27 protein-coding genes are annotated in these 21,459 nt (G+C 46.9%); 2 read left to right on the top strand and 25 right to left on the bottom strand.

Annotated features, from left to right (window positions below; genetic code table 11):
* Nucleotides 1-27 precede the first annotated feature (27 nt).
* The 14 genes from IC229_RS05665 to IC229_RS05600 all read right to left on the bottom strand — a co-directional run bounded on the left by IC229_RS05665 (nucleotide 28) and on the right by IC229_RS05600 (nucleotide 8,073).
* Nucleotides 28-624: a hypothetical protein gene (locus IC229_RS05665; RefSeq protein ID WP_190885964.1), complete on the bottom strand. Its 597-nt coding sequence runs from the start codon at nucleotides 622-624 to the stop codon at nucleotides 28-30.
* Nucleotides 625-647: 23 nt separating this feature from the next.
* The gene (locus IC229_RS05660) at nucleotides 648-941 is read right to left on the bottom strand and encodes a hypothetical protein (protein ID WP_190885963.1); all 294 of its coding nucleotides are present in this window, start codon (nucleotides 939-941) and stop codon (nucleotides 648-650) included.
* Between the two features lie 11 nt (nucleotides 942-952).
* Nucleotides 953-1,162 (bottom strand): hypothetical protein, encoded by a 210-nt coding sequence (locus tag IC229_RS05655; protein WP_190885962.1) that lies wholly within the window; start codon nucleotides 1,160-1,162, stop codon nucleotides 953-955.
* Nucleotides 1,128-1,673 (bottom strand): hypothetical protein, encoded by a 546-nt coding sequence (locus IC229_RS05650; RefSeq protein WP_190885961.1) that lies wholly within the window; start codon nucleotides 1,671-1,673, stop codon nucleotides 1,128-1,130. Before IC229_RS05650 ends, IC229_RS05655 begins: the two co-directional genes overlap by 35 nt.
* A 68-nt stretch (nucleotides 1,674-1,741) precedes the next feature.
* Entirely contained in the window at nucleotides 1,742-2,020 is a 279-nt protein-coding gene (locus tag IC229_RS05645) for a hypothetical protein (protein WP_190885960.1), read from the bottom strand.
* 278 nt (nucleotides 2,021-2,298) lie between these two features.
* Nucleotides 2,299-5,145, bottom strand: coding sequence for a toprim domain-containing protein (locus tag IC229_RS05640; protein WP_190885959.1), 2,847 nt, complete (start codon nucleotides 5,143-5,145; stop codon nucleotides 2,299-2,301).
* On the bottom strand, nucleotides 5,090-5,431 hold the full coding sequence (locus tag IC229_RS05635; protein ID WP_190885958.1) for a CHC2 zinc finger domain-containing protein: 342 nt from the start codon (nucleotides 5,429-5,431) through the stop codon (nucleotides 5,090-5,092). The genes IC229_RS05640 and IC229_RS05635 overlap by 56 nt, the downstream gene beginning before the upstream one ends.
* A 131-nt stretch (nucleotides 5,432-5,562) precedes the next feature.
* Nucleotides 5,563-5,940, bottom strand: a complete 378-nt coding sequence (locus tag IC229_RS05630) for a hypothetical protein (RefSeq protein ID WP_190885957.1) — start codon at nucleotides 5,938-5,940, stop codon at nucleotides 5,563-5,565.
* Nucleotides 5,941-5,991: 51 nt separating this feature from the next.
* Nucleotides 5,992-6,621: a hypothetical protein gene (locus IC229_RS05625; protein WP_190885956.1), complete on the bottom strand. Its 630-nt coding sequence runs from the start codon at nucleotides 6,619-6,621 to the stop codon at nucleotides 5,992-5,994.
* A complete protein-coding gene (locus IC229_RS05620; RefSeq protein ID WP_190885955.1) occupies nucleotides 6,605-6,871 on the bottom strand; it encodes a hypothetical protein in 267 nt (88 codons plus the stop codon). The genes IC229_RS05625 and IC229_RS05620 overlap by 17 nt, the downstream gene beginning before the upstream one ends.
* Nucleotides 6,868-7,005 carry a hypothetical protein gene (locus IC229_RS05615; RefSeq protein WP_190885954.1) on the bottom strand — a complete coding sequence of 46 codons (138 nt, stop codon included), beginning with the start codon at nucleotides 7,003-7,005 and terminating at the stop codon, nucleotides 6,868-6,870. Before IC229_RS05615 ends, IC229_RS05620 begins: the two co-directional genes overlap by 4 nt.
* Nucleotides 7,002-7,466, bottom strand: a complete 465-nt coding sequence (locus IC229_RS05610) for a hypothetical protein (protein ID WP_190885953.1) — start codon at nucleotides 7,464-7,466, stop codon at nucleotides 7,002-7,004. Before IC229_RS05610 ends, IC229_RS05615 begins: the two co-directional genes overlap by 4 nt.
* A gap of 28 nt (nucleotides 7,467-7,494) precedes the next feature.
* A complete protein-coding gene (locus IC229_RS05605; protein ID WP_190885952.1) occupies nucleotides 7,495-7,764 on the bottom strand; it encodes a hypothetical protein in 270 nt (89 codons plus the stop codon).
* A 12-nt stretch (nucleotides 7,765-7,776) separates the two neighbouring features.
* Nucleotides 7,777-8,073: a hypothetical protein gene (locus tag IC229_RS05600; protein WP_190885951.1), complete on the bottom strand. Its 297-nt coding sequence runs from the start codon at nucleotides 8,071-8,073 to the stop codon at nucleotides 7,777-7,779.
* Between the two features lie 157 nt (nucleotides 8,074-8,230).
* Here IC229_RS05600 and IC229_RS05595 point away from each other — a divergent pair, with 157 nt between their 5' ends.
* A complete protein-coding gene (locus tag IC229_RS05595) occupies nucleotides 8,231-8,938 on the top strand; it encodes an XRE family transcriptional regulator (RefSeq protein ID WP_190885950.1) in 708 nt (235 codons plus the stop codon).
* Between the two features lie 421 nt (nucleotides 8,939-9,359).
* Here IC229_RS05595 and IC229_RS05590 read toward each other — a convergent pair whose 3' ends face one another.
* The 9 genes from IC229_RS05590 to IC229_RS05555 form a co-directional block, all read right to left on the bottom strand.
* Nucleotides 9,360-9,608: an integrase core domain-containing protein gene (locus IC229_RS05590; RefSeq protein WP_190885949.1), complete on the bottom strand. Its 249-nt coding sequence runs from the start codon at nucleotides 9,606-9,608 to the stop codon at nucleotides 9,360-9,362.
* Nucleotides 9,609-9,853: 245 nt separating this feature from the next.
* On the bottom strand, nucleotides 9,854-11,485 hold the full coding sequence (locus IC229_RS05585; protein ID WP_190885948.1) for a YceI family protein: 1,632 nt from the start codon (nucleotides 11,483-11,485) through the stop codon (nucleotides 9,854-9,856).
* A gap of 312 nt (nucleotides 11,486-11,797) precedes the next feature.
* Entirely contained in the window at nucleotides 11,798-12,487 is a 690-nt protein-coding gene (locus IC229_RS35910; RefSeq protein ID WP_317171540.1) for a ligand-binding sensor domain-containing protein, read from the bottom strand.
* A gap of 42 nt (nucleotides 12,488-12,529) precedes the next feature.
* Complete coding sequence (locus tag IC229_RS35260; protein WP_223833875.1) at nucleotides 12,530-12,796, bottom strand: two-component regulator propeller domain-containing protein; 267 nt, start codon at nucleotides 12,794-12,796, stop codon at nucleotides 12,530-12,532.
* A gap of 306 nt (nucleotides 12,797-13,102) precedes the next feature.
* Complete coding sequence (locus IC229_RS05575; RefSeq protein WP_190885947.1) at nucleotides 13,103-14,599, bottom strand: serine hydrolase domain-containing protein; 1,497 nt, start codon at nucleotides 14,597-14,599, stop codon at nucleotides 13,103-13,105.
* A gap of 256 nt (nucleotides 14,600-14,855) precedes the next feature.
* Nucleotides 14,856-15,854: a helix-turn-helix domain-containing protein gene (locus tag IC229_RS05570; RefSeq protein WP_190885946.1), complete on the bottom strand. Its 999-nt coding sequence runs from the start codon at nucleotides 15,852-15,854 to the stop codon at nucleotides 14,856-14,858.
* 1,148 nt (nucleotides 15,855-17,002) lie between these two features.
* Nucleotides 17,003-18,340, bottom strand: coding sequence for a Y-family DNA polymerase (locus IC229_RS05565; protein WP_317171530.1), 1,338 nt, complete (start codon nucleotides 18,338-18,340; stop codon nucleotides 17,003-17,005).
* On the bottom strand, nucleotides 18,267-18,737 hold the full coding sequence (locus IC229_RS05560) for a LexA family protein (RefSeq protein ID WP_190885945.1): 471 nt from the start codon (nucleotides 18,735-18,737) through the stop codon (nucleotides 18,267-18,269). Before IC229_RS05560 ends, IC229_RS05565 begins: the two co-directional genes overlap by 74 nt.
* A 235-nt stretch (nucleotides 18,738-18,972) precedes the next feature.
* Nucleotides 18,973-19,110: a hypothetical protein gene (locus IC229_RS05555; protein WP_190885944.1), complete on the bottom strand. Its 138-nt coding sequence runs from the start codon at nucleotides 19,108-19,110 to the stop codon at nucleotides 18,973-18,975.
* Between IC229_RS05555 and IC229_RS05550 the strand changes: the two genes are divergently transcribed.
* The gene (locus IC229_RS05550) at nucleotides 19,092-19,340 is read left to right on the top strand and encodes a DUF2911 domain-containing protein (protein WP_190886109.1); all 249 of its coding nucleotides are present in this window, start codon (nucleotides 19,092-19,094) and stop codon (nucleotides 19,338-19,340) included. The genes IC229_RS05555 and IC229_RS05550 overlap by 19 nt on opposite strands.
* Before the next feature lie 71 nt (nucleotides 19,341-19,411).
* Here IC229_RS05550 and IC229_RS05545 read toward each other — a convergent pair whose 3' ends face one another.
* Nucleotides 19,412-19,945 (bottom strand): hypothetical protein, encoded by a 534-nt coding sequence (locus tag IC229_RS05545; protein ID WP_190885943.1) that lies wholly within the window; start codon nucleotides 19,943-19,945, stop codon nucleotides 19,412-19,414.
* Between the two features lie 23 nt (nucleotides 19,946-19,968).
* On the bottom strand, nucleotides 19,969-21,321 hold the full coding sequence (locus IC229_RS05540; RefSeq protein ID WP_190885942.1) for a serine hydrolase domain-containing protein: 1,353 nt from the start codon (nucleotides 21,319-21,321) through the stop codon (nucleotides 19,969-19,971).
* Between the last annotated feature and the right edge of the window lie 138 nt (nucleotides 21,322-21,459).

Raw genomic sequence — 21,459 nt, 5'->3', positions numbered from 1 at the left:
AAAAAGAGTTGTTGATACGTAAGAGAATTAAGCAGCTTCGACGATCTCGAAAATCTGAACGCCATCTACTTCAGTGGCAAACCGGGCGTCGATCTGTTTTTTGACTTTACCGATGAAATCGAAATAGTCGCTATAGGTAGCCTGGATATATACTTCTGTTTTAGCCAGCATAATCTTCTGCCAAAGCTTGATTGCATGGGCCTCAATCGCTTCCCGGTTCACTCCTGTGCGAAGGCCAATGCCGATTATACTATCCAATTGCGATTGGCAAAACAGCGTGATCTCAACTTTACGTAGAGTTAGCTCAAACGTATCCGCTCCTAATTCAAAATCATTTTTCGCTGGTCTATCTATGCCTTTCCCAATGACGATACCGATTTGGGAAGGATAGATTTCCCAGAAATCGATATTGTGCAGCACGATGCGTTCCAGAAAAGGAGGAGCCGTTGGTGTCGTGTCGACGGCTTGTGCTGTCTCAGCTGGCGATTCGCCTATTTTTCTGAGATTAGTACCAACAGTTTCAACCAATCTTTTCAGGTATTGCTTATGGTTGGTATCCAGCATATTCAGCCCACCATATAGCTCAGACAACGTAGAATGGGTTTCTTCAAAAAGAGTCTGCATAATTGTATTGATTAAAAGGATTGTTAGTCAAATTCCTGCATTTCAAAAGCCGCTACGACGACCAGTGCTTTCCACATTTCACGCTCATCCGGATCTAGTTTTTTATCCGCATCAAGCGCCAATACTATTTCAGTAGCAGCTTCAACTGGGGATAAATGTGGCCTATGTCCCCTAAGCATATTGATACTGGTTTTATGTGTATTCATATTCTGTTCCCATAATTCAGGCGTCATCTGGGATTTAATCGACTCCCGGAATTGCAGCATCTGCATGGTTTCCTCAACGCCAAGGATGCTTTTAAGCTGTTCGTCAGTCATTCTGCTATTGGTTAAAATGGTAACTCTTCCTGATTAGTAGCCTGAGGGCTCTGTTTGTACTTCATTCGGACGTTAATCTGCATCTCGATCAGCTGCAGCGTATATTCCCAGATTGGGATCATCGCAGGCATTCGGTTTTCTTCGATGGCCTTTTTATAAGCCTGACGATCCTGTTCGAGGCCAGCATCAGTCGACCTCCAGATCTGCTGCTGCAGTGTCATGGGCTTCCTGTTTTTCACCCTCCTTAAGGATGGCCACCAACCGCTTGAATTCAGTGATGGTCAGCTCTTCCATATCAGCTAGAGGTTGGTAGGTGGCCTCTTCGCTGATCTCGACCAGTATAAAGTCATCGCCCCACTTTGCCCCGATCCGGTTCAGACGGGTCAAGCCTACCCATTGCCGTTTGAAACCAACGCAGTTGTTCAGCTCCGAGGTACTGACCTTCGGAATAGCTGCTATCCGATCCAGCAGCGGTTTGTTCTGCTTATTCGATTTTGGAAAAAAACAGTTGTGGTGACGATTGGCATACACCTGTTTCCAGCCTTCCGGCTTTTGCTGGAGTCGCAATCCCTGCAGGTTGCCCGCTACGTAGTCCGAGCCACCACCGAGATACTCGGTAGCACCAAATTCAGCAACGAGTTCCCGGGCAATGGCATCAGACTGATCAATTCGTTTTCTGATAGCAAGCAACTTTTCGAAGGTTTCGCTGCCTTTTAGGACAATGTATTTCATCGAGTTGGGGATGATTTTAGGTGGACGGGGTTTGTAGCCCGGGACTTTACAGATTATTGTATGTGTGCTCATAGCAAAAGGGGTGTATCAATACGTTTCAGCGTGCCGGTACGTATCCAGTCCTCCACTGTGGTACGGGCCTCGTCGATGGTCGACTCCGTGTCCACATTCAGCAGCTCCACCATGGCTCCGTAGCGTTTATCGGTCGCAAAACCGAACAGGCAGGTGATGATCCAGAGCCGACCATCACCATCGATGTACTTCTGCCAGCGAAACAGGTCAATCCGATCCGTTTTTGAGGCTGGTTTTACCGTTTCCGGCGCTTTCTCTACCATAGTTGCGTTCATCGTTTTTATTGATTTTGCGGTGTTTTTTCCTCTGAAAAAGAGGGTCTGTATTGCACTACATTACTACACCTTATTAAAAATCTGATTTACAGTCACTTACATCGAAACAGGTGTAGTATTGGTGTAGTACGAAAAATACATTACTACAGAACTACACGATTACTACAGCTTTACTACATTATTACTACACTCTTATTATTGATTATCAGGTTGTTATCCCTTTTTGTAGTATTGTAGTCGATTTTGAAGCGTTTTTGCTTTCAAATCGGGAAAAACCGCTAGTTTCTTGCTTTTCGATGCTCCAGCGTGAGGCCAAACCGCTCGCTGAGCTTCATATAGTTCATATCACAGCAACCGGGCCTTGGAATGGTGGCGGCATCGGAGCGGCTCTCGCCATCGTTGCGCATCCGGAACTGCTTCTTGACCGATTCCCAGTCAGGCATGTCTTCAAAGGCCGCTATTTCACTCTGCAACGTATCTTTATCGGCCGGGGCTTTCATGTAAATGCGCCGGTACTGCTGAGCATAAAGGGTGTAGAGCTGGGGGAACCAGAGCCGTATCCGGATCTCATTGCCGACGGTGCGGTAATCGAAGTGGATCTCTTCGTGAACCTGATACTGCTCATAGAGCGACTGAATGATTTCGAAAAACTCCGACAGGGCTGTTTTCTCCGACATGATCCGGTGCTGCCGACGGATGTTGTTAGCGCCGACCTCGACCAGCTCCGAGAGAATATCCATAGTTCCTTCGGCCTGGGTAATGGCGATCTTCTTGGTGCTGGCCAGGATGAAGGCAACCGCCAGCGTCTGAGCCATGTTGGCATAGAAACGTTCCGGTAACTTCTCACCAGCGAACTCTTCCTTGATGTGCTTATGCAGCAGATCAAAAGCCGCTGGGTACTGCTGCTCCACCAGGCTACGGTATTGCAATAGCTCCACCGTCAAACAGCCCAGCCCGGCTTCCTGCAACTCCTCCAGTTTATAAAAGGCAGCCCGCTGCGCGTCGGATTTGTCCTGACTGATAATGGGCACAAAGACGCAGCGCGAAAAGAAGATCGGATTTTCTGGCAGGTAGTTGCTGGTCAGGGCCAGGGCCGAATGAATCTCGATGGCATCCGTTTCGGAGCTGGTATTATCCTTGGAGCGGTGATAGCCATCATTATCGTAGGCCGCCTGAAACAGGCCCTCGCAGGTGATCTCGTTGTGATACTCGTCGAACCAGATCGGGCAGTTGGACCCCTGCGACATCAGTTTCACCAGGGCAGCTTCGGTGTTCTTGGACTTGAGGTTGACACCCTCCTGCTTTTTGCCGTACGCGGCCGTCAATACCCGAATCATCGATGATTTACCGGTACCCGCTCCCCCTTTGAGAAACAGAATGGGTGAAAAGTTTTTGTAACGCAGGGCTACGTCGCGAAACAGGGCCATCAGGTTCCAGGCGTAGGGAATCAGGGCGTTCTCGTAGCCGTGGGCTTCGGCGTAGAGTTTAAAAAACTCGTTGTTACTCAGCTGGGTATCCGTTAGGGTGAACCGGTGGGCTTTGTGCTTATTCTGAACCGGCATCGACAGCACCAGCGGTTTGTCGTCTTTTTTAGTCTGCACCATCCCGAATTCATCGGGGGTGAGCTGCTGGCCATTGATGGCTACGTTGGCGAAAAAGAACACGCCCGAAGGAATGTGATAGCCATAGCGTATGATCTTGGTAGCCTTGGCAAACTGGGTTTTAGCGAACAGATAGCTTTGTAATTCACTCAGTTCCCCGTCGGATATTTTCAGCGAATAGCGTTTACCGGTGATCACCTTTTTCAGGCGGCTGGCACTGCAGAAATCTTCGTGATCGACTTCGAGGTAGATTGGATCGCCTTCCTTGGTTGGCCGCAGCTCCAGCACCCAGCTGAGGTTTTCGTTCTCATCTTCGGTCTGGTATTTGATGAACAGGTGAAAATTATCCGCTACGGTGTTCCAGCCACCCTTGCCCGATTTAACCATGATGGTACCGTCCACTTTGGAGTACCAGACCGAGCCACTCATGGCGTCATCCTCCTCGGCCTCTTTCTGCTTCTGTTTGCGGATCTTATCGACCTGCTGGGTCAGCCCTTTGGCCTCGCAATCGAGCAGATCCGCCAGCTTTTTGGTGTACTTCTTCCGCCACGTATCGTCATCAATGACAACCAGAAGATCCACCAGGCTGGATTCGGCTATTACCTGCTCCTGTAGATCGGTTGTGGCCAGCCAGCGGGTACCCAGCCAGATCAGACCGTCTTCCGCTTCTTTGCGGATGTGTTTGGCCAGATCAAAGCGATCAGGTTTCTCTTCAGCCATGAAAATTCTGGCCCAGCTGTCCGCATCGACCTTACTACCATCCTCGGGCACTGGCAGTTGAAAGATCAGTACCCGCAGGCCTGCCTGCAGCAGTTTCTCACAATCCTTCTGCAGGGCCAGCTGGCCCGCGCCACCCGGATCGATATCGTAGATCAGCGTCACCGAATCAACCAGTTTTTTGAGCTGATCAACCTGGCTATCGGATAAGGCGGTGCCTCCTTTGCCCAGGGCAGTGTCGACGCCGAAGCGGTGCAACGTAATGACGTCGAAATGGCCTTCGGTCAACACAGCCGATCGGGAGCGGCTGATCGATCGGAACCCTTTGTCGATACCAAAGAGCTGATCCCCTTTTTTAAAGATGGGGGTCTCTTTGGTATTGAGGTATTTAGGTTCCTGATCAGCGCCCATCGCCCGGCCCGTGAAGCCCACGATTCCCCGCTGCTGATCGCGCAGCGGAATCATCAGCCGATCGCGGAAAAAATCGTATTTACTCTTATCGGTCTGGGTGCAGACACCCGCGTTAACGGCTGGAACAAATGCACCATTATCCACCAGGGGCTTGGTAATAAATTTCCATTCATTGGGCGCATAGCCTAGTTGCCAGGTTGTACAGTCCTCATCGGATAGCTGACGGGAACGTACGTACTGGGTAACCGGGTGCTGCGCATCGGTGAGCAGTTGTTTGAGATGCTCATGATACTTTTTAGCGACGGCCTTATTGATGTCATAAAGCTCCAGTAAGCTTTCATCAACCAAGGTCGAGGTTGGCGAATCGGCTGCGGGGGCGGGCGGTACGGGGTTCATAAATTACGGTTTCGTTATAGCGGCCGGCCACGTACTGGACAGCTTCAGAAAAGGACATTCGCTTTAAATCCATGACAAACCCAAACACGTCACCCGCCTTGCCGCAGCCAAAACATTTATAGATCTGGCGCCTGGGGTTTACATTCAGCGAGGGTGTTTTCTCGTTGTGAAAGGGACAGCAGCCCCGGTGGTTGCTCCCTGCCTTTTTCAACTCGATCAATTCCCCGATGATGGTGACGATATCGACCTGCTGACGGAGTCTTTCCAGAAAATTCGGATCAATCATAAGGTCGAATCATGTGGGTATGCGGGCTTCTTCGTAGATTGCACGCGATGCCCGATGGGCAGCTATATGTTTAAGACTTTTGACAACCCGGCCTCTTTCGAAGCCGGGTTGTTTGCTTTATCATCTATAGGTTAGGTCCCCTTCAAAATGGCCTCGTTAATAGGCCGCATCTCCGGGCTGTTTTTCTCGTAAATCGACCAGGCCCGTTCGTCGTCATCATCCATATTGTGCCAGGTCTTGATCACACCCCGGGCGTGGATCAGCGCTTTCCGAAGGTCATCTATTAAGGCTGGCTGATCGGATTGGCTGGAAATACCCAACATCATCAGAACCTGCTGAAGCATGGTCTCAAAGTATTCCTTGGGATGAGGAGTTACTTGTCGTCCGGAATCAATAATGTTTCGGATGTAGTTGACATCCTCACCATTGATAGAGAGAATGTTAACTCCCTCAGTGATGTGCAAGACAAACCCTTCCCGTTGTTGGTAATACTGGGTTCTCTTATCCATAAGGGAGTAAAAGCAGTCACCAATCTTGATCGTTTGCTGAGTGGCCATGGCTTAATTATCAGATAGGTTGAGTTGCACATGTACGGGGTTTTCTTCTTCCCGGTACACATCGACGAGCGTAATGCCCTGATCGGCCTTGGCCTGTAAGTCAGCCTCGCTTTCGTTACCGGTGACGACGTATTCAATACGTTCCGGACAGAAGGCTCGAAAGATGCCAGGCTTCAGTTCCATTCCGTGTTCTTCGGAATAGATGGGTGTTTTACTGTGCGCCAGCAGTACCCAGTCGGTGCCAACAGTGAAATCCTTCGGCACGAAAGGCAGGCGTTTGGAGATGCCCTGCAGCGCAGCTTCCTGATTGAAGTACTCGGGCGTTTTATAGAACTTTTCGCCCACCCACATCAGGCCGAACCGTTTGATCAGCGACGAATTGAAGGGGAAACAGCCGCCCTTGCTCTGACACCCACCAATTTTGCAAGTCGCTTCACGAATGAGTGCAGCACCTACCCAGGTGAAGCCGCGACTGAACTGAATGCCCTGTCCGCAGCAGGGGCACACGGTCAGCTCGATCGGTAACTTGCCGCAGGGGCGGGAACCGGCACCCGATACGAAGTACAGGCCCCCTTTCTGCCGGTAGCCACAGCCCCGCCGTTTCTCGTAGCGTTTTTCAATGGTGAACGGCATGGCTGAGGGATTTTACATGCGTCATACCATCCAGGCCACTGGCCCGGTTGCTTAAGATCTGCTCGATAGCTGAATGGACGTCCTTTAGCACTTTGGCCGGTGGAACAGCTTCCGATTGAGCATTCTTAGGATTCTGCGCGAATTCGTACCAGTTCGCCACTTTGACTTTAGCCAGTAACAATTCCTCCGTAGGTTGCTGGTTTAACGTATCCAGCAGGTAACATTCGATGATGGCTTCGAGGGTATTCATGATTTGATCGGATTTTTAGTTGATGGGCGTGGCGTGAAAAACATGCCGATCAGTACCCCGCTCCCAATCAGGAGCAGGGCCGTGACCGTCAGGGTGAGCAACCCGATGTTGGTGGACACGAGTGACTGAATCATGGGAGCGGTAAGAAATTAATATAGGTTGGGCGAAAGGGAGGGAGCGAGAAAAACTGAGCGCATAATCGGTGCAAAACGCCCAGCAACGTAACGCGGTCAATATCGACGAGCAGGCAGTAATCAACCTCCTGTTGAAGCATCGTACGGCTGGCTGTGAACTCGAGTAAATCCTGAAATTCCGCAGCACTCATCGCTACGTTTGCTCCGGCGGCAAAGCCATCTTCGGGCTGAGGGAGTAGGGAATCCAGCCACATCAATTGATCGAGCGACAACCGCGAAGAATCGGCATCGGTGAAGTCAAACAGGCGCTTCTGAATATCGACGTCGAGCAGTTTTTGCAGATACGTCAGCTCTTCACCTTCGAGGGTTACAATGAATAACCGGTATTGATTTTTGGGAACCGGTAGGGGTGATTTTGGCGGTGGTACAGCCAGCAGGGTGATAAAATGAGGTACGTTCATGGTTGCTATATGTTTAAGATTGAATTGGTTACTCGGCAAGCTCAATGGTGATCGTCACGACTAGCATCGCCACTGCCCGGTAGGTCGTTAGGCCGATCACCTTCACGCCGGGTGTAAAGCTGGTGACAAGGTGTCCCAGGTTGACCTGTGAGCCAAAAAGCTGGACACTTCGCCAGGAGGGATGGTCCGTAACGGCTTTTACAAGTGCTTTGGCGACCTCGGGATTGGTGGCCTTTATGTCGTTGATGAACTGGCTGGTAGCATCGGTTAAAACGTCCTGATCGGCAATGATTTCCATATAGAGCTATGTTTAAGAAGTTGCTAGTTTCTGACCACGTAGGCGATTTCTCTTACTGACTTCTTCGGTCTTGAAGTGTTGGACAGCCTGTTCAACGAGTTGAGTGAACTCAGGATCAGCAGCTTTCTGCAGCCAGGCATTATGCCAGCGGGTGTAAAAGGTTAATCGATCAATAGAAGGGTTTTGAGTTGTTATCCAGTCTAAGACCTTTTGTTGCCCAATCCCCTTGGGCAAACTCTTACGAGCAATAGCCATTCGGTTCTTCCATTCCTGGCTTGCTGTAACCGATTGAGAAGCTTTTCTGACCATTTGTCAATTTGATTGTACCGTTGCTAATTCAGGCACTTGTTGTTATGCCTTTCTGCTCTACCTTAGTACTACTAATTTATGTAGTACACTTTTAAGTAGTACAAAGTAATACGCCAAAAAGTAGCAATGCAACTATTTGGCGCAAAATATTTTTTGCATGCCATCACTACCCGAGATGATAAAAAGTTTAAGACTGGCTAAAGGGCTGACACAGGGACAGTTAGCCGCTGTTGTCGGACTTGGATATCAATCCGTTCAAAAATGGGAAACCGGAAGAGGGAGACCTACAACCGCACAACTTCCTAGCGTAGCCAGGGCGTTAGGTGTGTCTATTAATGAATTAATTCAAGAAAATTTCAGCACGGAATTAGATGAACCAGGGCCGGGAATTTTTGCAACGGGAAACATTGCTTCAGTACGGCCAAACATCAAGGAGTATTACGTACAAGTCCCCTTTCTATCCGCACGAGCCCAAGCGGGCATACCAGTATTGACTTACGAAACCTTTACGACTTGGATCGACGAGACGTATCCGGTCTTTCTACCCACAACAGCCCTAAAAACTGAGCATTTAGCCATTGAGGTCGTAGGAGACTCAATGGAGCCAGGCATCATCAGCAGAGCCGTAGTTCTAGGCAGAATTATAAAACCGGATGATATAAAATACGAATCAGGCGGGGTATATGCCGTCCTGTATGCAGGTAATCGGTTTGTGCTGAAGCGTATCAGAACTAATGAAATAAATACCAATGGAACCTTAACTCTTTGGTCCGACAACCAGCTATTTGGTAATATCATACTGCACGCTGAAGACATAATCTGTATGTGGAAGATCACCGAAAAAGTCTGGGAACCAGTACGTTAAAAAGTGGCGAAAAAATGGCAAACGTACTGTCTAAAATGGCAATCGATTTTATACTAAAAAACGCCCTGGAATTGCATTTCAGGGCGTTTTTAGCTTTTTTATATGATACTTCGAGTCTCGCCTTCGGCACATCATTAAATCGCAATTACTTGTAAATCAAGAGATTGCGATTTTTTTGTTTTACTGTTGTGTACGGCTTGGTGTACGAAATCGGCTAGATTAAGATAAGAGCATACTTAGTATTTGTAGAATGATGATTGAGTCTTTACATTATTCTCGATAAGCAGAACCACATACTGATGTAGCTTCTATTTATTATCATCTGTTTTTTATACTCTATTCCATTAACTCCTGTGGCTTATTTTAGAGAGGAGTTAACAAGAAACAAGTTATGTAGGGTGGTCCGATTTAGCGGGACAGTTTAGTGTGTAGTTTTTGATAAATTTAGAAAATACTCATTTTCAATCTGTTTGGAGCTTTTGTAGCCTAATGATGAGTGCTTACGTTTGCGATTATAGTAGCACTCGATGTATTCAAATAACTCGGTACGAGCGTCCTCAAGATTCTCAAATATGCCCTGCAGAATCAACGCAGCGCGGGCAGCTCTGTTCAATCTCGACCAATAAGACTCTATGAAGGCATTGTCATACGGATCGTCAAGGCGGCTCATGCTTTTGAAAAGCACAAAGTTGACCAAGGTTTTGCTCAAGATGAGACCTTCACCGGACTACTTTTGAACTCGCAATTTGCACATTTCAGAACTATGTGTTTACTATTTTTATGAGTATGCTAGTGAACTTCGTACGTTACGATAAGCGTCCACTTGTTTGTTTAGCTGCTCTGACGGTATCTGTTCCTGCAAGAAACCGAAGTGGTGGCTACCTTTCGCTGGCAATTTTAATCAGCGCTAACTATTTATTTTTTTGCTACGATTTTCATAAAGAGTTTAACCTCGTCCAAAATTGCATCACCAGACTTAAAAAAGTGCTTTTCTGATCCATAATCGATACCCCACTCTGTTCGATCAATGATCAGCATGCCATTCATCTCGACAGTTCCGTCCATTCCGTCCTTAAATTGCATTTTGGCTGGAAAAGTAACTGCCTTCGTGATACCTTCCATGGTCAGATTCCCTGTAACTTTTATATTTCCTTCATTAACTCTTATACTTCCATCATTTGGAACTTTTGTATTTCCATCATTCCCTGTTTCAACCTTCGTAATGGCGAATGTAGAAACAGGGAATTTTTTGACATCAAAAAATGGAGGTAATTGATTGAGTGAACGTTGATCAACAAAATTTTCAATTGTATTCATATCGACTTCAACTGCACCGCCCACCAGATGACGGTTTTCGATCAACAATTCTCCTTTTGATAGATCGACGTCCCCTGTACTGGTACCATCACCAAGAAACTTAGAACCTTCCCATGCACCAAGTAGCATAGAACCTTTCCATATTATAACACTTTGCTTCGTATCTATGATATATTTTTTCTGGCCCTCTTTATTATAAAAGTCCGTGATTGTCTTTCCATCATAACGATACACTCCATTCGCATCGCCAAACCAAATACTTCCGTCGTTAGCTTCCGAAATCCCATAGAAAGCCTTTCCTGACATAATTTCGGTTACAATGGGCTCCTTACTATACAAGGACTTTGCATCATAACGGGAAAGTGCCTGGACCGTCAAATTAGCAGGATTTACCGGTCCAGTAGTCCAGATGTTTCCTTTTTTATCTTCGATTATAGCATAAGCACCTCTCTCCGATACCTTAGTAAAGGTACTGCCGTCATAGCGATAGAGGCCACCGGGTCGACGGCCTCCTTTAAAGCCATTGTAACCGCTGAGCCAAATATTGCCTTTTCTATCTTGCATTATACCCCAAACGCCGAGAAAGGGTTCGCCTTTATGGGTTAAAGTGGTAAATTTTTTCCCGTCATAAACAAAGGCGTCGCCCCTTGTGCCAACCCACAATTTCCCTGTTTTATCTTCAATGATTGTATTAATTTCATTATTCCAATGTCCTTCTTTATAAAAAAGCGGAGCGTTCGGAGATGTAAAATTTTGAAAAGATTTCCCATCGTAACGACTTATTCCACCGCCAGTGCCGAACCAAATAATGCCGGCTTTATCTTCATAAACAGACATAACTTGATTATGGGCAAGACCCTCCGTGGTAGTGAAATGTTGAATGGATTTCCCGTTGTAATAATAAACGCCTGAATCAGTAGAAGCGAACCAACTATTTCCTCGTCGATCTTCCAGGACATCCTGGAATCTGTGCTGACCTATTTTACTGGTAAGATTAGTAAACGATTTTCCATCGTATCGAAAAACATCACCAAATGATGCGTTGTTGGGGCCAGCAATCAAAATGGAGCCGTTTGTGCCTTTTTTTATATTGCGAACCATTATGTTGGGCCCGATGTCTTTAGTTTCGGACTTGATGTTATCTTTTGGTACGTTTGTTTGGTTTTGTCCCCCACAGGAAGTGAGAAAAACAGACATTAAGAGCAATGCATATACGCGGGAGTAGTTCATCCTTTTTCTTTTTTAATACCAACGAATGTCAACCGCAGCCGCGGACGGTCGCAACGGCGGACCGTAAACCTACCAGTCTTTGTGCTGAGATGCGTTGGAGGGATAGTAAAAGAATGTTAACGAAACGTAAAAGTTGCTTTTACTGACTGCTGTGGATTTTTTCCTCCAAGCAGGTGGGCATATTGTACAAAAATGTTGCCTATACAACGGTCTCGCAAAAACGCTCCTACTTGAGACGAAATAGATTTCATGTATCTGCGTCAAAATTCGGGCGTTCTAAGAAATACCTATACACATTACTTTTGACCCTGTTTACCGATTAAAGTCGGTAATGGTAGTTCCATCATACCGATACACCCCACCAGAGCCAAACCAAATACTGCCATCAGTCGCTTCTGAAATCCCAAAAAGCATGCCTACTTCTGGATTGAGTTCGGTTACCGTAGGCTTTGTAGTGGACAAGGATCTTTCATCATAACGGGAGAGTAACCAACTTAACTTTTCACTTACGCCAGTATCCTTACGTGAACTTATCCAAATGTTGCCTTTTGTATCTTCGTAGACATACCCCACAAAATTCTGAGTAAAATTGGTAAAGGTGCTGCCGTCATAGCGCCAAAGGCCTTCTTTGCCACCCAGCCAAATAGCCCCTTTCTTATCTTCGATGATCGAACGAACATTCGTCAGATGTTTATCCGTAAAGGTGGTAAATGTTTTTCCATCATAAACACAGAGTTCGCCCTCGGTGCCAAACCATAATTTCCCGGTTTTGTCTTCAATGATCGAACGAACATTATTACTGGTCAGTCCATCTTTCCTGGTAAAATTCCGAAAGGATTTCCCATCGTACCGGCTGGCTCCTCCTTCAGTGCCATCAGTGCCGAACCAAATATTGCCGGCTTTATCTTCATACATATCAGTAACCTGATCACTGGCAAGGCCATCCTTGGTTGTAAACTGTTGAAAGGATTTCCCATCGTAATAATAAACCCCTGAACCGATTGAGGAGAACCAAAAATTCCCTTTTCTATCTTCTAATACAGACTAAAAACGAGCCTTACTCACTTGACTGGTGATATTGGTAAATGATTTTCCATCGTATCGAAAAACACCACCAAAGGTTGCTATCCAAATATTACCCTTTCGATCTTGCTTGATGGTACGAGTGATACTGTTAGGTACAGTTGCCGTGATTAGTTCTTTGGTTTTGGGCTTGATCGTATCTGTTGGCAGGTCAGTTTCGTTCAGGGCTTTACCGGAAGAGTACAAAGCAAGCAGCAAACCTAATGCATATATGGGTACGTACCTCATCACTATTTCTTTTATGGCCCAATGGTTTTAACAAATCTAGTTGTTTTTGTATTGAACTTTAGTTAATGGCTTGTTAATGAGTGTTGAAGAAAGCGAAAGGCGTCTTTTACTGACTGCTGGGAGTTTTTGTACATAAGCAGTGTGGCCTACACAACTGGCTCACATTAACGCTCCCAGTTGAGACGATATAACTATCATGTATCTGCTTCTCAGATGGGGCGTTTCTAGGGACAGGCAGTACACGCCACTATAAGTTTATGGCATACTAACCACTCTTTACCTAGTCTAAGCTTCTCACAACGACTACTAACGTTCGACCTTACTACCCTTATTCGGCTTTGTGGCCGCCAGTTTCGCTTGATTCTTTTTGATCATCGCTTTGGCATGGTCGGCATCGTCATAGTGTTCATTGATCGCCAATGCCCGCTGATAGCTCGTTAGCGACAGCTCATACTGACCATTGCTGTAATAGGCTTCCCCTAGGCTATCATACGGATTCGGTGAATGGGGAAATTCAGCGACCAACAGTTTAAATACATTGATGGCGTCGGCCAGCCGTTTGTCCGCCATCAACGCATAGCCCAGCCGGTTTAATTCCCACTGGTCGCTAAACGTATACTGATCAGGCGTTTCTTTTTTCAGCCGATGGTAGTACGCGATGCCTTTTTCTATATTGTGATAGTAGTTTTTCCGGATCACCAGATCAATAGAGGTCTTAGGCAGGCGATACGCTTCGCCCCGTAAAATATTGTGAATACTGGTGCCCAGGTCAAAGATGGGCAGCAATCGGCCATTGTTCGTTAAAACCACTACATCTCGATTATGCTTCATGTCCCGCATGTGGATATTGTAAAAACCCCCGTAAGCCCCTGAATGACCCAGTATCCCCTCGAACTGGTCCCGGTAAATGTATTGGCCGAAGCCATAGCTAAACGTACTTTCCCGCATTTTTAAGTCTAATACTTTTCCGGAAGGAGATTGGGCGGCTTGATAAGCCACTTTCTTTGACGACAGGGGAATGAGTTGATCAGTTGACATGGATTGTGACCATTTGAATAAATCCTGGGTCGTCGAATACACCCCATTGGTGCCATACGTGAGCACGTTAAAGTCTGCTTTATGACCAAAGCCGTCGTAGCCAACAGCAATATCGGCTCGCCCCTGATGGGCTTTGCTCATCACAAACGTCTGGGTCATGCCCAGGGGATGCCATACGTTTTCCTGAAGAAAGGCTTCGTAGGTTTTACCCGATACTCTTTCAATAAGCAGGGCAAGCAAAATATAGGCCGTATTGCTGTAGCTTAAGTTGGTGCCGGGAGCAAACAGCAACTGATCGCCCACGCTGTTACGTAGGTTTTGATAAACCTCTTCATTGACTAGCCCGTCATGTTCTTGATAATGGGTACGTTTAAGGCCTGAGGTGTGTTGTAACAAGTTTTTTATGGTTATCCCATGCAGGTAGGGCGGTAGTTGGGGGAATAGGGCTCCGACCGTATCGGAATACTGGAGCTGCCCCCGTTGCTCCAGAATCATGATGCCCATCGCAGTAAATTGTTTGGCAATCGAACCTACGCAAAAGGGCGTATGGCTAGTCAAAGGTCTTTGGGTCTCAAAATCGGCAAACCCAATGGATTTATGGTAGATGATTTGGCCATTTTCGGCAACCAGAAGATTGCCGTTGAACATATCGTTCTGCTGACAAAAGCTCACTAATCGTTCGAGCTCATCAATTCGGTTCTGAGCCGAAAGATGATCGGCCATGAAGAGAACGACGATTGACAGGAGCAGTTTTTTTACGTTCATGATCGGTTGATTTTAGATGCGTTGACTTGGCGCTGTACCTGAATGCATTATACCTTATGGGAGGTTACGGTCAAGCTCTTACCTGCGTTTCATAGTCAGGCCCCTTTTGATCACTCGTTGATCAGCGGTTGCTAACCGTGGGATCGATTGACCATCGCCATGTTTAGGCAAGGATAAGGCGACTAGGAGCCGAATTCTTTAACAAACACGATTCTTAAAACGAAAAACTTCACCAAGCAGGCGCTTTTCGGGTCAATCAGGCGAAGTTGCCTTGCCTGCGGTATTGAGAGGGAGTCAATCGGGTTTGGGCTTTAAAGGCCAGATTGAACGAAGTGACATTGCCAAAGCCACAGTCGTAGGCGATGGTCTGGATCTTTTCCTGGAAGTAGGCCGGATCGGCCAGTAGGATTTTGGCTTTGGCGATCCGGTACTGATTGACAAATCCAGAAAAATTCATTTGCGCCTGCTCGTTGATAACCTGCGATAGCTGACGAGGACTGGTTGACAGTAGTTGGGCTACCCCGTTTACCGAAATCGTAGGATCCAGGTAAATTTCCTTTGTTTCGAACAGCTTTTCAATCTGTTGAAGCAATTGCGTTGAGGCAACCTGATCCAGCGAAGAGGTACCATATTTTTCTAAAGCAAAAACATGTCGTTTTAATAACAGAAACGAGAACAGGTAGATCAGCAATGAAAAAATAACTGCGCCGAGTATATACAAAGGAATCAAACCGATAAAGATGCCCACATACACAAACCATATAACCGAAACGCCGATGACAATCGTCCGATACCAGGGCAAAAGCCTGGCGCCAGGTAGGCTTTTTAGGAGATACATCCAGCAAACGATCAGGTAGACGGCCAAATGCAGAAATACCAACGAAGCTATAGCATAAGATACAAAATCAGCGCCGTTGGGCAGCAGCCGACACAACAAAACCACTAAACCAAATGGGATTAGTTGCCCATACTCGCTGGTAGTCACCCCCTTTTTTTCGAAAAGCGCTTTGCCGTAAAACCAAAGGAAAGGCCCAATGAGCAAAAGTCCGGAAATGCCCAGAATGCGTATCCAGGGTTCTGGCCTGATATAATTGGTAACGACCGAATGGGAAATTCGCAGGATCAGTCCCAGCAGCATCAACGCCAAGAATAGATTGGCTTTTTTGTCGCGTAACGAAAACAGATAAATACTGAGAAGAAGGGCCTGGGCGATTCCCAAACAGCTCAAAACAAGGACAATGTTTTTGGTGAGCATTTTGATGCGGTACTACCTGTTTAATGATCCGCTGATTGGTTAAAAGTAAGCAAGGCTGGCCAAATAACCGACCGGTTGCTTCATGCTTTTTCAAGGTACCCTTTTTACCGTCAGCCAGCGCTAAAAAATTGCCTTCAGAAACAGACACTCCGTCGGCCCGGCACAATGGCCGACCGTGGTTTAAAGCCGGTCAGAACGGCACCTGGGCTGTCAAGATCATCTTAGCTATTATCCGAGCAAGTTGTGGTCCCAATCGGCGTGCTTACTGCGTCAAGGGTCGCCGAAGTCGGTATCCACTAAAAAGTCAGCCGAGTCAAAGCCCGAATCGGCGTTCAGAAACAGCCTTTTCAGAGTACTATCAGCCGCTTTGAGTAAACTACATAGTTACTCTAAGAATACCGCACGGGCGGCCCCGCTGAATCTGGAATAAGTCATGGTGCTGGCCTTCTTGAGGGGTAGACATAGCAAGCATAACACCCTGATTATCTGACAAAAATAACGCATCTGTTGTGTTGCAGGCCTTTCGGCCTTGATAGCCCACCGCATCTCCGCCATTCTTGGCAGGCGTATGGCTACCATCAAATTCGATGCTTGACAAATCCAGGTACTTGAGGTTTTTACGCAAAATATTGATCCAGACACGTTTCCAGCCATCGGCCTTACCGCACGGGCGGCCCCGTCCATTTATTATAGTAGTAAAAGACCGAATTCCAATTCAGGACCTAATCACTAAAGAATTGTTTGGTAAGTAATTCACGCCACTGACAACCTGTTTTGAGTCGGTGAAAAATGCATTCCACCACCTCGGCCAAAGGGACTGTTGTCTCAAGTCCACGCTTCAATCATAGCTTTGTCCATAACCGCGCGGGCGGCCCCGCCCCATTGTTGTGTTTAATGAAAGTTCACACCGCAAAACTCACACAGCTTTGGGGATTTTCCTTAAAGTTTAAACAGCTTCATTGTTATAGTTCTGAAATTCTATAGTACTCGTCTCAAACGTAGTGTTTCGGTTTAGCTCAATTTTTAAGCAATTGTGTGCTCTATTTTTTTTATAAAATATTCTTTTGTTGCCCCGTTTAAGTTGGTTAGATAGAACAATCAGCTGTTAAAACGTTCTTTGAACTACTACGTAGTAGGTTGCGACTCTTTTATTTCGCTTCTAATATCTCGCTCCACCGGGTTGTACATCGTTTTGATAGATATTGAAACTGCATCGGCCATTCGGGGTTGTGTTGCTGAGAAGCTAACCGAAGTTTATTCGATCCAAAACGCTGATTAAGTTTGTCGACTGCGTTTGATAGCTTTAGCCGTTTTTCATCAAGGCCAGCTGTGAAAAGATTAGTCTCCCGGTAGTCGGCCGAAACCAAATCCGTCAGCATAATGCCTACTTTCTGATAATGATAATCAGGCGCGTAGATTTCATTGAGTGCGCCTACTGCATAGTGAATCATATCGAGTACATTGTTGGTCGGGTGAGGGAGCACAATGGTTCGGGAAGGATTATGTTGTTTGTCTGGTAGTCCAGTGGCTGTTTTTCTATATCGGTTCGTCTTCAGGTAGACTGTCAGGCAGCCTGCCAGAGAGTTTTGTCGGCGCAACTTTTCACAAACCCGGCTCAGGTGGGCGGTCAGTGCATCCTCAATCATAGCCAGGTCAGTAGTTACCCGATGAAAACCGGGTTCGGTACAGAACGACTTTTTAGGCTTTTGGCCCACCTCCAGAAGCTTACAGGGGTGCCCCTGCAACTCATAAACCAGCCGCACACCATTGACAGTCATCATCTGACGTATCCAATCAATGGGCACCTTACGTAGTTGGTCGGCCGTCTTGATGTCGAAGCATTCAAGCTTCCTGGCCGACTGACGCCCTACGCCCCAAATTTCATTCACTGGAAAATTCTTCAGCGATTCATCGATTTTTTCCGGCGTATCCAGTACACATACACCGTTATGTTCTGGCGTTTTCTTTGCGAGCCGGTTAGCAATTTTCGCCAAGGTTTTGGTGGGGCCAAATCCAATACTGACCGGAATACGGAGCCACTGGTCAATCTTGGCGCGAATGATTTCGCCCAAATCCTGATAGGAAGGGTATAGACACTCAAAGCCTTCTACTAGAAGAAACGCTTCATCAATGCTATAGACCTCTACATCCTCGGCAAAGTGCGTCAATAGGCTCATCAACCGCGCCGAAGTATCTCCGTAGAGCGCATAATTCGAAGAAAAAACGGCGATGTCATGCTGTTTTCGTAATTCCGCCAACTGAAAGAATGGCTGCCCCATATTGATACCCAAGTCCTTCGCTTCGTTGCTACGTGCTACTACGCAACCATCCCGGTTCGATAAGACAATGACCGGCTTGCCTTCCAGAGCAGGGTTAAAGCTACGCTCGACGGAGCAGTAAAAACAATTAGCATCAATCAGGGCGTACATATCGGGGCGGTTTAGAAACGACATACGTAACAACACCCAGCACTCGGAACGTATCACGGTCTTTGTGGACGTAGATGGGTGAATAGTTCTCGTTGCTGGGTTCGAGAATAATCATCTTGCCCACACGCAGAAAGCGTTTAACGCAGCAATCGCCGTTTAGCCAGCAAACCACTACGTTACCCATTTCTATAGGGATGGCAGAATCGACAACCAGAATCGAGCCGGGAAAAATATAGTCTCCCAACATGCTTTCGCCCGTGGCTTTCACAAAGTAGGTACAGTCAGGATGGGCTACGCATAGATCCTGCAGGTTCAGACTGGTTTCAATAATGTTGTCGGCCGGAGAGGGGAAACCCGCTTGTACCTGAGCACTGAAATAAGGAATCGCCTGCCGACGTTTTGGGTCGAGTCGGAAGATATTTTCAGCAGGAATAGGGTCAAGCGAGTCGATCATAGGCGGTCAAAGGCAATTAACCGCCTATATTATACTTTTGTTATATATGTTGCAAATAAATTATAGTGCCGTGATAATACATCTACACCAGCGTTACGTTGGTCCGGCGTGTAACATACTATCATGAAAAACGTAGTAAGATTAACGTAGCAGTGGAAAGCCTACAATACGTTGTTTAGACAGCCTTTTGGTATGAAAGCGGTCAAAAAACGACTGTTCTGGTCGAATCAGGACCTCAGAAGCGGGCAAATTGAACAGCTCCTGTACCGATAAACCCATAACGCAGCCCCGCTACCCACCCGGCATCATTCGACAATTTCCCTTTGCAGGCTAATCGATTGGCCACATAAATAGCTGCCTGTTGACCATTCACTTCGTAGCGGACAGGTTACCATTCCGAATGAAAACGAGTGGACTATCGTCATCAACAAAACGATTAAGTGGGGAGCCTTCAGCTATAAACAGGATGAAGACGTATTGCGGGTGAACGTACCGGTCAAAAAGTCGGACAAATTTTTCGAGCGGATGACCTTCTCCACTGCGAACAATGGCACGGTAACGCTGAATTGGGCCAACGCCAAAGTTGACTTTCATGTAAAGTGAGTCGCTGACGCGAGGCCCGACCCGTTGGGCCCCGCGTCAGCTTTTTACAGCTAAACAGCGGTGAATCAGCATTATTTTACGTTCGTGCGTGCTACGTGTCGAAACAACAACGCCGATCCGACAAACAATAGGGCGAAGAATGCATGGAGGCCAAACACCGCCACCACGCCGTTGGCAAAAGCAGGTGTCCCGATACGTAACGCAATTACAGGAACCAGCACTATAGCGAACGCTGTCGCTAACAACGCGCGTGACATTCCCTGTGGCTCTAAACGTGCGATAATGGTACCGACTAATCCGACGAGCAGCACCCCGAAATACATCATGTTGGCAGAATCGTCTCCAAGAATGCCTCCGACAGCAACATTCATCCAAACAAGCGCAAACACGGCCGCAAGTGCCATTCCGCCGGCGAATCGATACGATTTATTGGTCAATTGCTGTTTTGCTATCAGTTGATACGTTAGACTGGCACCACCGACTAACAAGATAAAACCCAACACAAAAACGCCCGGTTTCCAATGCCAGATGGCAAGAAGTGTCAAAATCAAGGGAATAAGCAGAAACAGTCCTGTTTCGACTGCAATGCGAATACTGTTTTTCATGATGATTTATGAGTTTAGGATGGTTAATTTTCCTTCGTGAAAACTCGCTCTCCACCGTTACGTTTGATAGTCATCTGGTTTTTAGCAACATCGAACTCAATAACGATGCCGCCCGCTGTGCCATTATCGATTTTGAATGTACCCTGTGCCGTTGCTTCGAGCGGGACGGCAGATTGCCCGGGCGGCATCGCGTAAAGTGTTTCCTTGTCGCGGGTGATCACAAATTTCGCGGGTGTTCCAGGAATTGAATAAGTGCCGACGTAATGATCCAGAACATCCGGGCTGACGGCGACCGATTCGAAGGTGGGAATCTGAAACGGTTTGTTGTAATAAATGTCGACAACACCGCTCATAATATCCTTTACCGGGTAGACCTTCGCGTTTGTCGTGTAAGCGACAGCCAATTTTTCTTCCGGCAGGTAAGCCACCCACGCTCCATAGTTATCAGCCCCGCCCGTGTGCCCATAGAAAGTCTTGCCAACGAACGGGAAGGTCACCATGCCTAACCCCTCGCCATCTCGCATCGTTTTTATCTGATCAAGACTCTCCCTTGACACAATCTTCCCATCGAACAGCGCCTGGATGAATTTGGTCAGGTCGGCTGGTGTCGAAACAATCGCACCCGAGCCGAAGAGGATGCTGGGGTGGGTTTCAGCTACCTGTTTCCAGTCGCTACCGGGGAGTATAAAATAGGTTAGACTTTCGTTCTTGTTTATATCAATGTTTCCGGTTGCGGTGTACGTATCCCTAAGCCCTATTTTTGTAGTGATTTTTTCCTGGAGGGCAGCCTCGTAGGATTTGCCGGTTACCTTTTCAATGATAAGCCCCAACAGGAAATAGCCAGAGTTGCTGTAAGAAAACCTGGTGTCTGGCTCGAAATCGGGCGTGGCTTTAACGATAAGGGCGAGGTGTTCATCTTTCGTCATTGGCATCGTATTCACGTTTCGCTGAGCATTCCGATCGCGTTTTATGTTAGGGATACCACTGCGATGCGCCAGTATTTGCACGATAGTAATTTTCTGGGCGTTCGGCACCTGCGGCAGAAATTTGTCGAGCGGGTCGGTCAGTTTCAGTTTTCCTTCTTCAACGAGCTGAAGTATCATTGCAGCGGTGAACATTTTTGTGATCGAACCGATCCGGTATCTGCTGGCTGCGGTTAACGGTTTCTTTTCGGTTCCGTTGATCTGGCTGTAACCGATGGAGCGGCTATATAGAACGTTGCCGTCTTTAGCAATGACCAGACTCCCCATCGCTTTATTTTTTTCGGCGAGTCGATCGAAAAACTGGTCGAGTTTGGCTTTATCAATTGTCTGTGCGTACGCAGAAACAGACAGCGCCAGTGTCAGAAGAGTAGCGAATAATAGATTAATTTTCATTGTCATGGAAAATGGCTTTGAATTTCAAAGTGAATAGGCAAAAAAGTGAGTTGATTAACGAGATTTATGCGTAAATGGCGAAGCAGAGTATGGTATTGCTGATGCTAAAGGCTTCGACAGGTTCAGCCTGACACGTCA

It is taken from the genome of Spirosoma profusum (genome assembly GCF_014699005.1).
GTDB classification, from domain to species: Bacteria; Bacteroidota; Bacteroidia; order Cytophagales; family Spirosomataceae; genus Spirosoma; species Spirosoma profusum.
The sequence above is the reverse complement of the archived record's forward strand: the minus strand, read 5'-3'. Positions and strand labels throughout refer to the sequence as shown.